The organism is Pseudokineococcus sp. 1T1Z-3 (genome assembly GCF_037482365.1).
In the GTDB taxonomy this organism is placed as follows: Bacteria; Actinomycetota; Actinomycetes; order Actinomycetales; family Quadrisphaeraceae; genus Pseudokineococcus.
In genome coordinates this window covers 32,713-45,209 of record NZ_JBBHZF010000024.1, presented here as the reverse complement: position 1 = coordinate 45,209, position 12,497 = coordinate 32,713, and the positions used below count along the sequence as shown (strand labels likewise).

Annotated in this window: 13 protein-coding genes; 6 read left to right on the top strand and 7 right to left on the bottom strand. The window is 75.6% G+C overall.

Annotated elements, in window-relative coordinates:
- Positions 1 to 21: 21 nt before the first annotated feature.
- From WDV86_RS10210 to WDV86_RS10200, 3 genes are all read right to left on the bottom strand, one after another.
- On the bottom strand, positions 22 to 1,134 hold the full coding sequence (locus WDV86_RS10210; RefSeq protein ID WP_339567523.1) for a hypothetical protein: 1,113 nt from the start codon (positions 1,132 to 1,134) through the stop codon (positions 22 to 24).
- Positions 1,128 to 1,886, bottom strand: coding sequence for a hypothetical protein (locus WDV86_RS10205; RefSeq protein WP_339567522.1), 759 nt, complete (start codon positions 1,884 to 1,886; stop codon positions 1,128 to 1,130). Before WDV86_RS10205 ends, WDV86_RS10210 begins: the two co-directional genes overlap by 7 nt.
- Positions 1,887 to 2,048: 162 nt before the next feature.
- A complete protein-coding gene (locus tag WDV86_RS10200) occupies positions 2,049 to 3,182 on the bottom strand; it encodes a mannose-1-phosphate guanylyltransferase (RefSeq protein WP_339567521.1) in 1,134 nt (377 codons plus the stop codon).
- 312 nt (positions 3,183 to 3,494) lie between these two features.
- Between WDV86_RS10200 and sdhC the strand changes: the two genes are divergently transcribed.
- The 3 genes from sdhC to WDV86_RS10185 all read left to right on the top strand — a co-directional run bounded on the left by sdhC (position 3,495) and on the right by WDV86_RS10185 (position 5,204).
- Positions 3,495 to 3,827: a succinate dehydrogenase, cytochrome b556 subunit gene (sdhC, locus tag WDV86_RS10195; RefSeq protein WP_445263025.1), complete on the top strand. Its 333-nt coding sequence runs from the start codon at positions 3,495 to 3,497 to the stop codon at positions 3,825 to 3,827.
- Positions 3,828 to 3,829: 2 nt separating this feature from the next.
- On the top strand, positions 3,830 to 4,291 hold the full coding sequence (sdhD, locus tag WDV86_RS10190) for a succinate dehydrogenase, hydrophobic membrane anchor protein (RefSeq protein ID WP_339567520.1): 462 nt from the start codon (positions 3,830 to 3,832) through the stop codon (positions 4,289 to 4,291).
- 175 nt (positions 4,292 to 4,466) lie between these two features.
- Positions 4,467 to 5,204, top strand: a complete 738-nt coding sequence (locus WDV86_RS10185) for a succinate dehydrogenase iron-sulfur subunit (RefSeq protein ID WP_445263024.1) — start codon at positions 4,467 to 4,469, stop codon at positions 5,202 to 5,204.
- 141 nt (positions 5,205 to 5,345) lie between these two features.
- On the opposite strand, the gene WDV86_RS10180 is transcribed toward WDV86_RS10185, so the two are convergent.
- The 3 genes from WDV86_RS10180 to trpS are packed head-to-tail and all read right to left on the bottom strand — an operon-like array spanning position 5,346 to position 8,283.
- Positions 5,346 to 6,461, bottom strand: coding sequence for a YihY/virulence factor BrkB family protein (locus WDV86_RS10180; protein ID WP_339567518.1), 1,116 nt, complete (start codon positions 6,459 to 6,461; stop codon positions 5,346 to 5,348).
- The gene (locus WDV86_RS10175) at positions 6,458 to 7,117 is read right to left on the bottom strand and encodes a 2'-5' RNA ligase family protein (RefSeq protein WP_339567517.1); all 660 of its coding nucleotides are present in this window, start codon (positions 7,115 to 7,117) and stop codon (positions 6,458 to 6,460) included. Before WDV86_RS10175 ends, WDV86_RS10180 begins: the two co-directional genes overlap by 4 nt.
- A 17-nt stretch (positions 7,118 to 7,134) precedes the next feature.
- On the bottom strand, positions 7,135 to 8,283 hold the full coding sequence (gene trpS, locus WDV86_RS10170) for a tryptophan--tRNA ligase (RefSeq protein ID WP_339567516.1): 1,149 nt from the start codon (positions 8,281 to 8,283) through the stop codon (positions 7,135 to 7,137).
- Between the two features lie 97 nt (positions 8,284 to 8,380).
- On the opposite strand from trpS, the gene WDV86_RS10165 reads away from it, so the two are divergent.
- Positions 8,381 to 9,913 carry a dihydrolipoyl dehydrogenase family protein gene (locus tag WDV86_RS10165; RefSeq protein ID WP_339567515.1) on the top strand — a complete coding sequence of 511 codons (1,533 nt, stop codon included), beginning with the start codon at positions 8,381 to 8,383 and terminating at the stop codon, positions 9,911 to 9,913.
- A 36-nt stretch (positions 9,914 to 9,949) separates the two neighbouring features.
- Here WDV86_RS10165 and WDV86_RS10160 read toward each other — a convergent pair whose 3' ends face one another.
- Positions 9,950 to 10,906 (bottom strand): exodeoxyribonuclease III, encoded by a 957-nt coding sequence (locus WDV86_RS10160; protein ID WP_339567514.1) that lies wholly within the window; start codon positions 10,904 to 10,906, stop codon positions 9,950 to 9,952.
- Positions 10,907 to 10,928: 22 nt separating this feature from the next.
- On the opposite strand from WDV86_RS10160, the gene WDV86_RS10155 reads away from it, so the two are divergent.
- Positions 10,929 to 11,687, top strand: a complete 759-nt coding sequence (locus WDV86_RS10155; RefSeq protein WP_339567513.1) for an SDR family oxidoreductase — start codon at positions 10,929 to 10,931, stop codon at positions 11,685 to 11,687.
- Positions 11,688 to 11,994: 307 nt separating this feature from the next.
- Positions 11,995 to 12,279, top strand: coding sequence for a hypothetical protein (locus tag WDV86_RS10150; protein WP_339567512.1), 285 nt, complete (start codon positions 11,995 to 11,997; stop codon positions 12,277 to 12,279).
- Positions 12,280 to 12,497 lie beyond the last annotated feature (218 nt).

Genomic DNA, 12,497 nt, shown 5'->3' with positions numbered 1-12,497 from the left:
GGGCGGCCGCCGCCGGCCCGCCTAGGGAAGGCCACGGACGAGGGTCTGGGACTCCATCACCGGGACGGTGTCCTGAGCCGTCCGCACGAGCCCGGGCAGGGGGCCGCCCGCGCCGTCGCTGGAGCGCCACGTCGCCGTCCACCGGGTGCTGACCTCGACCGGCAGCCCACCGGGGAAGCCGGCCGAGGAGCGGGTGAAGGCGAGCGTGCAGCCGCTCTCGTCCTGCGCCCCCGGGGACCACGGGGTCGTCGCCTGCTGCGGGTCGCACGTCGTCGCCCCCGCGGGGCTGCTCACCGTGATGCCCGCGGTCTCGACGGTGACCTCGGCCCACGAGCTGCCGGCCTGGGCCCGGATGGTGCGCGTGCCGCTGATGCCTCCGACGGACTCGGGGTCGACCACCCAGAACCATGTCGGCAGGCCCACGAAGGTCGCGCCGAGGCCCTGGGAGCGCGGGTTGCGCTCGACCTCGGGAGCGGGGAGGTCCAGCTCGCCGCGGGCCAGCTCGACGAGGGTGCGGGCGTCGACCAGCGCCTGCGGCGGCCGGCCGGCCGGGTAGGCGCCGTAGGTGACGGGCAGCGTGCCGGCCTCGCCCGCCTCGTAGGTGCGCCCGGTGTACTCCGCCAGCCGCTGCAGGTGCTCGCCGCCGTCGACCTGCGCCTGGGCGCCCGGCACCCCGCTGCCGGCGTCACCGGCGGCGCCGCCGCGGCACTGGGCGTGGTACCAGGTGACGTCCTGGCCCGACGCCTCCTGCTCGGCGGCGGCGGCCCACTCCTGCGGCGTGCCGAGCATGGGTCGGGCCACCTCCAGCGGGCCGACCAGCACCTCGGCGCGGTCCTCGAACCAGCCCACCATGGCCGCGGCGTCGTCGGCGGGGGCGCCCGGGACCGGCGTCCACCAGCAGCTCGCCGTCGCCGCGGCGCTGGCCGTGCGGCTGCCGCCGCCCCCGCCGCGACCACCGCCGCCCCCGGAGCTCCCGCCCGCGCTGCGGGTGAAGGACGTCTCGACGCTGTACCCGCTGCCGTCCGAGCCGGCCCAGCTCCCGCGGGCGGACGCCACGGCCGTCGAGGCGGGCAGCAGCGCCCCGCCCACGGCGAGCGCGGCGACCGCCGCCAGCGTGGGCCGGCGCCTCAGCACGGCCCCTCCTCGCGCCAGCGGCTGACCTTCCACACACCCTCTTCCTGCACGAGCTCGGTGCGCAGGACGGCGAGCCCGGCGGCGGCCTCCTGGGGCACCCCCGCGCCGTCGACCTCGTAGTCGCGGGCGTCGGAGCACCCGAGGACGACGGCCGCGCCCTCGGACACGGTGACCTCCTCGGCGCCGACGACGAGGCGACCCGCGATCCGCAGCCGGGTCTCGACGAGGTGGTCGACGTAGCCCTGGGCGCTGCCGAAGGCCTCGCCCGTCGCGACCTGGCCCAGGGCGGCCGGGTCGGCGGCGGGCACGCCCGCCGCGGCGGTGAAGGTCTTCCAGAAGCCCGCCCAGGCGTCGACGACCGCGACGGACTCCCCCTCGACCGGCGCGGGGACCTCGACCTCCAGCTCGTGCGGAGGCAGGTCCGGGGCCACGACGGCCGGGTCGTGGACGACGACACCCGCGACGTCAGAGACCGTCCCCGTCCCCTCCCCCGTCGCCGTCCCCGTCCCCGTCCCCGTCTCCGACGCCGGCTCGGGCTGCGGGGTCGGGTCGGCGTCCGAGGTGGTGACGGCCGGCGGGCCGTCGGGGACGTCCACCACCGGCGCGGGGGCGGAGCAGGCGGCCACGAGGCCGACGACCGCGGCAGCCCCCACGAGGCCCGGGCGGCCCGCTCGCGGGCCGGGCACCCCGCGGGGGCGGCCTCCCGGGGCGGCACGAGAGACGGCGCGACGGGCGACGCGAGGGGCAGGCACCGGACGACGCTAGGTGGGGCGCCCGCCACCCTCGGCGTCCCCGAGACCCCTGTCACCCCCCAGGGACGGCACGTCACCCGTCCGAAGCACCCCCTGGTCGGCGGCCGCCGACGCCACCGGCCGGCAGCCAGGGCCAGGTCTCCGGAGACGTCCCGGGCGGGCTCAGAGCAGGTCCGCGCGACCCTTCGCGCGCAGCGCCTCGACGACCTGCTTGACCTCCTGGGCGCGGGCGCGCGTCGTCACCAGGACGGCGTCGTCGGTGTCGACGACGACGACGTCGGAGAGGCCGACGACGGCCACCGTCCGGTGCCCTCGCGGCACGACGACCCCCGTGGAGTCCTGCGTGAGCACCGACTCCATGTCCCCGAGGACGCGGACGTCGGAGCCGGAGCCCAGGTCGGGCACGAGCGAGGCCAGGGCGTCCCAGTCCCCCACGTCGTCCCAGGAGAAGGAGCCGCGCACGACGGCGACGCCCCCGGTCGCGGCGACCGGCTCGGCGATGGCGTGGTCGATCGCGATCTTCGTCAGGGTCGGCCAGACCCGCTCGACGACGGCGGCGGCCTTGTGGGCGGGCAGGTCCTCGTGCGCCTCGGCCAGCTCCAGCAGCCCCGCGTGGAGCTGGGGCAGCTGCGCCTCCAGGTGACCGAGCAGGACGTCGGCCCGCGCGACGAACATGCCCGCGTTCCAGCGGTACTCGCCCGTGGCGAGGTAGTGCTCGGCGGTCACCGCGTCCGGCTTCTCGGTGAAGCCCGTCGCCTGCACGGCGTCGGGGGCGCCCGCCACGCCGAGCGGCTCCCCCGTGCGCACGTACCCGAAGGCGGTGGAGGCGCTCGTCGGCTCGATGCCGATGGTGACGACGTGCTTGTCCTGGGCCACGGCGACCGCCTGGCGCACGGCGGCCCCGAAGGCGCGCGCGTCGGGGATGAGGTGGTCGGCGGCGAAGGAGCCGACGACGGCGTCGGGGTCGCGCCGGGCGACCACGGCGGCCGCCAGGCCGATGGCGGCCATGGAGTCGCGCGGCGAGGGCTCCAGCAGGAGGTTGCCGCGCTCCAGCTGCGGCAGCTGCTCGCTGACGGCGCGCGCGTGCACCTCGCCCGTGACGAGCAGCAGCCGCCCGGGCGAGGCGAGCGGCACGAGCCGGTCCCAGGTGGACTGCACGAGGGTGCGGCCCGAGGAGGTGAGGTCGTGGAGGAACTTCGGCGCCCCGGCGCGTGAGAGCGGCCACAGCCGGGTCCCCGACCCGCCGGCCGGCACGACGGCCCAGAAGTGGTCGAGCGGTCCCCCGGTTGTCCTCATGGGGCCAGGTTCGCAGACCGGCGAGGGTCAGATGGGTCACAGTCTGCCGACTTCGGCCCTCCCGGTGCCGAGACCACCCGACCGCCTCCGTAGCATGGTCAGGTCGTCGTCGCCCGGGCCTCCACCGCGAGGTCTCACGGTGACGACCCCGCCGGCCGCCGGCCGCTGGGAGCCACCTCACCGGGGAGAGCGCTCGTGGCCACAGCCACCACCTCCAGCAGCGGGCCGGAGTCCGTCTCCGACACCGGCCGACCGGGCCGGACGAGCCGGGGCCTGAAGCCTCAGGGGACGCTGTACCGCGGCCGGGAGGGCATGTGGTCCTGGGTGGGCCACCGCATCACCGGCCTGCTGATCTTCGTCTTCCTCCTCGTGCACGTGCTCGACACCTCGCTCGTGCGCGTCTCGCCCGAGGCCTACAACGCCGTCATCGAGACGTACAAGAACCCGGTGGTCGGGCTCGGCGAGGCCGGCCTGGTCGGCGCCATCGTCTTCCACGCCTTCAACGGCCTCCGCGTGATGCTCGTCGACTTCTGGTCCCAGGGGCCGCGCTACCACCGCCAGCTGCTCTGGGGCGTCGGCGCTGTCTGGGTGCTGCTCATGGTGCCCTTCCTCGTCCGTCACCTCGGCCACGTCTTCGGAGGCTGACCATGGCTGCTCCCGCCCTCGAGACCCCGCGCTCGACGCCGTACCGCCGGTCGGCCTCGCGGCGCTCCAACTACGAGATGTACAGCTGGCTCTTCATGCGGCTGTCCGGCGTCGTGCTCGTCGTCCTCGTGCTGGGTCACCTCTTCGTGAACCTCATGGTCGGCGAGGGCATCAACGCCCTGGACTTCGGCTTCGTCGCCGGCAAGTGGGCGAGCCCCTTCTGGCAGGTGTGGGACCTGGCCATGCTGTGGCTCGCGATGATCCATGGCAGCAACGGCGTGCGGACCATCATCAACGACTACGCCGAGCGGGACATGACCCGCATCGTCCTCAAGACCGGCGTCGCGGTGGCCCTGGTCTTCACGGTCGTCCTCGGCACCCTCGTCATCTTCACCTTCGAGCCCTGCCCGGTGAACCTGGACGGCGAGCTGCTGCCGGCTGCGGCCAGCTTCTGCACCGGCTGAGCCCACCTCCCCACCCGCCACACCGCACCGCACCAGACGACGACGCGAGGAGAGCCGCCCGCCGATGAGCACCACCGAGCGTGAGAAGGCCGCGGCGAAGCGGAACGACGAGCCCTTCGACGAGGACGGCCCCCGCGGCCGCGCCGGCGAGGAGAACTCGGCCGAGGACGGCCAGATGGGCGCCGTCCCGAGCTTCGACGTCACCCTGAAGGTCCGCCGCTACAACGCCGAGGACGCCGCCGACGGCGTGACGCCGCAGGCGCACTGGCAGGAGTTCACGGTCACCGTCCACGGCACCGACCGGGTGCTCGACGCCCTGCACAAGATCAAGTGGGAGCAGGACGGCTCGCTGTCCTTCCGCCGGTCCTGCGCGCACGGCGTCTGCGGCTCCGACGCCATGCGGATCAACGGCGTCAACCGGCTCGCGTGCAAGGTGCTGCTCAAGGACGTCAACCCCGACAAGCCGATCACGGTCGAGCCGATCAAGGGCCTGCCCGTCGAGAAGGACCTCATCGTGGACATGGAGCCCTTCTTCCAGTCCTACCGCGAGGTCATGCCGTTCCTCATCACCTCGGGCCACCAGCCCACGAAGGAGCGGCTGCAGAGCCCCGAGGACCGCGAGCGCTTCGACGACACGACCAAGTGCATCCTCTGCGCCGCCTGCACCTCCTCGTGCCCGGTCTTCTGGACCGACGGGCAGTACTTCGGCCCCGCCGCCATCGTCAACGCGCACCGCTTCATCTTCGACAGCCGCGACGAGGGCGCCGACGTGCGCCTGGAGGTCCTCAACGACCGTGAGGGCGTGTGGCGCTGCCGCACCACCTTCAACTGCTCCGAGGCCTGCCCGCGCGGCATCGAGGTCACCAAGGCCATCCACGAGGTCAAGCGCGCCCTGCTCACCCGCACCGTCTGACGGTCGGCCCTGGCGGGCGGACTTCGTAGCCTCTCTCCGCCCAACGGGGCGCCGCAGGCGGACTTCGTAGCCTCTCTCCGCCAGAGGGGGCGCGCTGCGCGGACTTCGTAGTCCTTCTCCGCCGGGTGCAGGCGCTGGGCGTCAGTCGCGGCGGCGGAGGCCCTCGGTGACGGCCCGGCCGGCACCCGCGAAGAGGTGCACCAGGGTCGCGCCGACGACGCCGAGGACAGCCCCCGCCGCGAGCGTCGTCCGGTCGGTCGTGCGCTGGTCGAAGCTGACGGCGGTGCGCGGCCGCGGGCCCACGGGCACCTCGGCGTCACCTCGCCGCGCGCCGGTGGGCACGCTCGCCCGGCGCTCCAGCTCGACGCTGCCGGCGTCCTCGGCCGTCGTCGCCGCCCAGGCCGCCGCGACGAGCGTCACCCGCGAGAGCAGCCCGAGCCACACGAGGATCGCGCCTAGCGTCGCGCTGGCCGCGACGACCGGGTTGTCCCCGCCGACGAGCTGCAGCAGCGTCCCCCCGGCGCTGGTCAGCACGGCGAGGGCGACCCCCCCGACGACGGCGCCGCCGAGGACGTCCCGCAGCGGCAGCCGCAGGTCGGACAGCACGCGGAAGAGCAGGAGGAAGACGCCGGTGTCCAGCGCGGCGACGAGCAGGAACGTCGCCGCGCGCAGCCCCAGCGAGCCGACGAGGGAGCCCTCCAGACCCACGGCCCGCAGGATCGGGCCGGCGGCAGCCCCGACGACCACGGCCGCGACCCCCGAGACCAGCACCGCCAGGCCGAGCGTCAGCAGGACGCCGAGGTCGCGCACCTTCTTGCGCAGGAACGGACGTGTGTCGGGGGGCTCGGTGAAGACGGCGCGGATGCCCTCGCGCAACGCGTCCAGCCAGCTCAATCCCGTGAGCAGGGCGACGAGCAGCGCGACGGCCCCCGCGAGGCTCAGGACGTCCGGCCGGAGCAGCTGCTCGGGGTCGAGCAGCCCGTCGGCGTTGCCCGGGGTCTGCAGGAGGTTGGGCACGGCGACGTTCAGCTGCGCGTAGACCTGCTGCTGCAGCCCCGAGCTGGCCCCGAAGACGAGCCCGAGGACGGTGACGGCGACCACGAGCAGGGACACGAGCGAGAACAGCCCCACGAAGGCGACGCCGCCGGCCAGGACGTTGCCGCGGTTGCCGCTGTACTGCAGGAAGGCCCGGACGGGCTTCAGGTGCAGCACCTTCCCGAGCAGCCCGGAAGGCGCCTCCTCGGCGGTCGCGCTCATGCCTGCCCCCTCCGACCGGCGTCCTCGCCGGTCCTGCTCGCCGCGCCCCCGAGGGAGAAGCGGTGGTGCGGTCGCCACAGGTCGTCGTCGTGCCGGTAGAGCCAGAAGCAGTCGACCGAGAAGGACAGGTCGTAGTCGGCGAGGGTCGCCTGCGCGCGGTCGAGGTCGCAGGCCGGCAGGTGGTGGGCCACGGTGACGTGCGGGTGGTAGTCGAAGTCCACCGCTCGCTCCAGCGGGCCGCACCGCACCTCCCGCTCCAGCCGCTCGCAGCTGGCGAAGCCCTCGGCGACCTGCACGTAGACGACGGGCGAGACCGGCCGGAAGGTGCCCGTCCCCCGCAGCCGCAGCGTGAAGGGCTCCGTGCGGGCCGCGGCGGCGTGCAGGTGCTCCACGACGTCGTCCACCTCGAGGCGCCGCACCGTCGTCGGCGGCAGCAGCGTCACGTGCGCGGGCACGGCGTCCGCCAGCGGGTCGCCGAAGTCGCGGCGGTGGCGCTGCAGGTCGGCGCCGTGGGGGTCGGGGACGGCGACGAAGACCCCGACGGTGACGGTGCCCGCCGCGACGGGCCCGAGGTCCATGCTCATCGTGGCGTCGGAGACGCCTGTCCTCGCCGTGGCGTCGGAGCCGCGGGCGTCCGGTGCCCCCGAGAGGCTCATGGCGACAGCCGGGCCCCTCACCCGCGCCGCGGCGGCGTCGCGGGGACGGGCGACGGCGGCAGCAGGCCGACCCGGTCGTGCACCCGCGCCAGGACGCCGGAGGCGAGCTCGCGGGCGCGCTCGGCGCCGACGGCGAGCAGGGCGTCGAGCTCGGCCTCGTCGGCCATGAGCTCCAGCGTGCGCTCGCGGACCGGCGTCAGCGTCTCCAGCACGACGTCGGCGACCTCCTTCTTGAGGTCGCCGTACCCGCGGCCGACGAAGCGCTCCTCCAGCTCGGGCACACCGGTCCCGGACAGGGCGCTGTGGATCGCCAGCAGGTTGGAGACGCCGGGCTTGCCCGCCGGGTCGTAGACGACCTCGCGACCGGTGTCGGTGACGGCCGAGCGGATCTTCTTGGCGACGACCTTCGGCTCGTCGAGCAGGTCCACGAGCCCCGCGGCGCTCGCGGCGCTCTTGCTCATCTTGGCGGTGGGGTCCTGCAGGTCGGCGACGCGCGCCGTCCGCGGCGGGAGGTAGGCCTGCGGCACGGTGAAGGTCGGCCCGAAGCGGCTGTTGAAGCGCACGGCGAGGTCGCGGGTGAGCTCCAGGTGCTGGCGCTGGTCGTCGCCCACGGGCACCTGCTCGGTCTCGTACAGCAGGATGTCGGCGGCCATGAGCACCGGGTAGGTGAAGAGGCCGACGTTGGCCGAGTCGGCGCCCACCCGCTGGCTCTTGTCCTTGAACTGCGTCATCCGCGCCGCCTCGCCGAAGCCGGTGAGGCAGGAGAGCACCCACGCCAGCTGCGCGTGCTCGGGCACGTGGCTCTGCACGAACAGCGAGCTGCGCGCCGGGTCGACGCCGGCCGCGAGGTACTGGGCCGCCGTCAGGCGCGAGCGCCGGCGCAGGACGGCCGGGTCCGTCGCCACCGTCAGGGCGTGCAGGTCGACCACGCAGTAGAGCGGGTCGTGCGTGTCCTGCAGCGAGACCCACTGCCGCAGCGCGCCGAGCAGGTTGCCGAGGTGGAGGGAGTCCGACGTCGGCTGCATCCCGGAGAGGATGCGGGGGCGGCGGGAGGCGCCGGTGACCCGCTCCGCCTGCTGCGACCCCTCCTGCTGCGACGTCGGGTGGGTCGTCTGCTGGGCGGGAGCACCGGCGGCCACCTCGGTGCCGGAGAGCGGGGCGGGCATGTCGCCATCATGGCAGTCGTGGGCGGCTGCCCCAGCAGGTCACCCGCTCGGGTCGCGGCCGTGCGACCGGCCCGCACCCACCCCACACTCAAGAGCCATGAGCGCCGCCACGACGAGCCCCACGACGATCTCAGGGACGGCCGCCGCCGCACCGCAGCAGGACGGCCCCTCGCGCACGGTCGACGTGGTCGTCGTCGGCGGGGGCTCGGCCGCCGAGACCGCAGGGCCGAGGGCAGCGGCGGCGGGGCTGTCGGTCGTCGTCGTCGAGGCCGCTCTCGTGGGCGGGGAGTGCCCCTTCTGGGCGTGCGTGCCGAGCAAGGCGATGCTGCTGGCCGCCCACGCCCACCGCAGGAGCGGGTCGCAGGACCACGAGGGTGCGTGGATGGCCGCGATCCAGCGGCGCAGCACGGCGACCGCCGGGCGCGACGACAGCGGCAAGGCGGAGGGCCTCGCCGAGGCCGGCGTCGAGCTGGTCCGCGGTTGGGGCGAGGTCGAGCGGTTCGAGGGCGGTGGCGGGCTCGTGCGGGTCCGCCGCGTCGGCACCTCGGCGCAGGAGCCGGGCGAGCTGGTCGACGTCGTCGGCTGGCGCACGCTCGTCGTCGCGACCGGCAGCACGCCGTCGGCCCCGCCGGTCGAGGGGCTGGAGGACGTCGCGACGTGGACGAGCGACGAGGCCCTCTCCAGCGAGGAGCGACCGGCCAGCCTGCTCGTGCTGGGCGGCGGCGCCGTGGGCTGCGAGCTGGCGCAGGTGTACGCCTCCTTCGGCGTGCGGACGACGCTGGCCACCCCCTCCGGGCTGCTGTCCACCGAGCAGCCGTCGGTCGGCGCGGCGGTGGAGAAGGCCCTCGTCGCCTCGGGCGTCGACGTGCGGACAGGCACGACGGCCTCGCGCGCCCGGCCTGGGGGCGACGGCGTCGTCCTCGAGCTCGACGACGGCAGCGAGCTGACCGTCGAGCGGGTGCTCCTGGCGACGGGCCGCAAGCCCCGGCTGGAGTGCGTGCAGACGCAGGGCTTCGACGTCACCGACGGCGGCGCGCTCGCGGTCGACGACACCTACCGGGTGCTCTCGGGCGGCGAGCCGCTGGACGACGTCTACGCCGTCGGCGACGTCAACGGCCGCGCGCCGTACACCCACGGCGGCAACTACCAGGCGCGCGTCGTCGCCGACGCCCTCGTGGGCCACCGCCGGGCGGGCGACGAGACAGGCATGCCGCGCGCGGTCTACGTGCAGCCGGCGGTGCTCGCGACCGGGCTGACGGCCGAGGGCGCCCGCGCGAAGGGCCACGAGGTCGTGGTCGCGGTGCAGGAGACGCACGACACCGGGCGCGCGCACGTCGAGGAGTACGACGGGCCGGGCACGGTCGAGCTCGTCGTCGACGCGGACACCGGTGTGCTGCTGGGGGCCTCGGCCGTCGGGCCGGAGGCGGACAGCTGGGGCGGGGAGCTGGTGCTCGCCGTCCGCGCGCGCCTGGACGTCGAGCTGCTGTCCGAGGTCGTGCACCCCTTCCCCGCGTGGGGCGAGCTGCTGCAGCCGGCCGTCGAGAGCGCCCGCGACCAGGTGCGCGAGCGGCGCGGCGTGCTGCCCAGGCCGACGCAGGGCGCGGCGGAGGTCACGCACACAGCGGCGTGACGGCGGCCGGCGCGCGCCGCTGCGGGGGCTGGACGGTCAGAGGGCGTACGTCGCCACGACGGGGGCGTGGTCGCTCCAGCGCTCGGCGTAGGTGGCGGCCCGGTCGACCACGCAGCCCGTGGCCGCGGCGGCCAGCGCCGGCGTGGCCAGCTGGTAGTCGATGCGCCAGCCGGTGTCCCGGTCGAAGGCCTGCCCGCGCCAGGACCACCACGAGTAGGGGCCGTCGACGTCGCCGGCGAGGCGGCGGGCGACGTCGACCCACCCGAGGCCGCCGTCCTGCGGCGCGCGCAGCCAGTGGTCGAGGGCCGCGCGCTCCTCGGGCAGGAAGCCGGCCTTCTTCCGGTTGCCCTTCCAGTTCTTGATGTCGCGCTCGGTGTGGCCGACGTTCAGGTCGCCGGTGACGACGGCGAGCGCGTCCTCGGCGGCCAGCTTCGCGAGCCGGTCGGTCGTCGCGGCGAGGAAGGCCATCTTGTCCTCCTGCTTCGGCGTGCCGGCCTCGCCGGAGTGCACGTAGGCGCTGACGACGGTGAGCGTGCGGCCGTCCACCAGGGCGAGGTCGGCCTCCACCCAGCGCCCCGCAGCGGCGAAGCGGCCCTCGGGGTCGGCGTCGCCCAGGTCGGTGCGGACCGCCGTCACCGGCAGCCGGCTCGCGACGGCGACCCCGGCGCGGCCCTTGGTGCCCTCGTCCGCCGGCTCGACGTGGACGAGGTGCCAGCCGCCCGAGACCTCGCCCTGGGCGGGATCCTCGCCCGCCGGGCGGTCGGCGCCCTGCTCGGCGCCCTCGTCGGCCATCTCGGCCAGCACGCAGCGCAGCGTCGCGTCGTCGGCACGCACCTCCTGCAGGCACAGGACGTCGACCCCACGCCCCGTAGCGGCACGGTCGGCGAGCCAGGCGCCCATGCCGCGCCGTGCCGCCGCCCGGATGCCGTTGACGTTCGCGGTGGCGAGCACGAGCGGGGCGGCGGTCAGGGGTCCAGGGGCTGCGTCAGGCACGCGCGGATGCTAGGCAGCACCCATGACGACCGACGAATCCCCCGCCCGCCGGACCGCGCTCGTCACGGGCGCCAGCAGCGGTATCGGTGCCGCCACGGCGCGCCGCCTGGCCGCCGACGGCTTCGACGTCGTCCTCGCCGCCCGCCGGGAGGACCGCATCGCCGCGCTCGCCGCGGAGGTCGGCGGCCGCGCCGTCGTCTGCGACGTCACCGACGACGCCTCCGTGGCGGCGATGGCGCGGGAGGTCGGCGACTGCTCGGTGCTCGTGGCCAACGCCGGCGGCGCGGTCGGCATGGACGCGGTCGTCGACGGCGACGTCGAGGAGTGGCGCTGGATGTACGACGTCAACGTCCTCGGCACCCTGCGCGTCATCCAGGCGATGATGCCGGCGCTCGTCGCCAGCGGCCAGGGGCACGTCGTCGTCATGGGCTCGACGGCCGGCCGCGTCACCTACGAGGGCGGCGGCGGGTACACGGCCGCCAAGCACGGCGCGAAGGCGCTCGCCGAGACGCTGCGCCTGGAGCTGCTCGGCCAGCCCGTGCGGGTCAGCGAGATCGCCCCCGGCATGGTCAAGACGGAGGAGTTCTCCGCGAACCGCTTCCGCGGCGACGCCGACGCCGCCGCGAAGGTCTACGACGGCGTCGCCGAGCCCCTGGTCGCCGAGGACGTCGCCGACTGCGTCTCCTTCGTCGTCACCCGCCCGGCGCACGTCGACGTCGACCTCCTCGTCGTCCGCCCCCTCGCCCAGGCCGCCCAGCACCGCGTCCACCGCGAGGGCTGACCCCGCCGCCGGGCACGAGGGCGACGAGGCGCAGCCCCAGGACGGTCAGGGGCGTGCACTTCGTCGCTCTCGTCACCCGAGGAGAGCGTGCAGCTGGGCGACGAGCGCCTGCGGGTAGGCGAGCATCCGGGCGTCCACCTGCAGGACCGTCCACCCGAGCGCCCGCAGGCGGTCGTGCCGCTCCAGGTCGCGGCTGCGCTGCTCCGCGCCCCAGTGGTGGGCCCCGTCGTACTCGGGCGGCGACCAGCGCCCAGGGCCACGCGAGGTCCAGGCGGGCGACGAGGCGCCCCTGGGCGTCGAGGACCTCGTGCTGGCTGACGGGGGCCGGGAGCCCGGCGTCGACCAGCAGCAGCCGCAGGTCCGACTCGCGGGCCGACTCCGCCGCGGCGTCCAGCCGCTCGAGCCGCTCGCGGGCCAGGGCGACCCCGCGCGCCCGTGGTGGCAGCGCGGCGAGCACCGCGTCCACCTCCTCGACGGCGAGACCGGTGCGGTGGAGCAGGGCGTCGGCCGTGCGGACCGCCCGGCCGCGCGGCAGCGCCCGCAGGACGTCGCACGTCGTCCGGACCGGCGTCGTCACCCAGCCTCGCGCTGACCACCGGAGCTCGTGCGGCTCCAGCCGGCAGCGGCGCACCACCAGCCCCTCTCGGCTGCGCGGGAGCGCGGGCGTCGTGCGCCGGAGGAGCTCCCTCGTCGGCGTCGGGTGCTCGGGCGGCTCGTCCTGAGGGTGCCCGGTCGGTGAGGCGCCCGCTGCGGGCCTGTGGACGACGACGAGAGCGACGAAGCGCAGCCCCCGCAGGTGCTCGGGGCTGC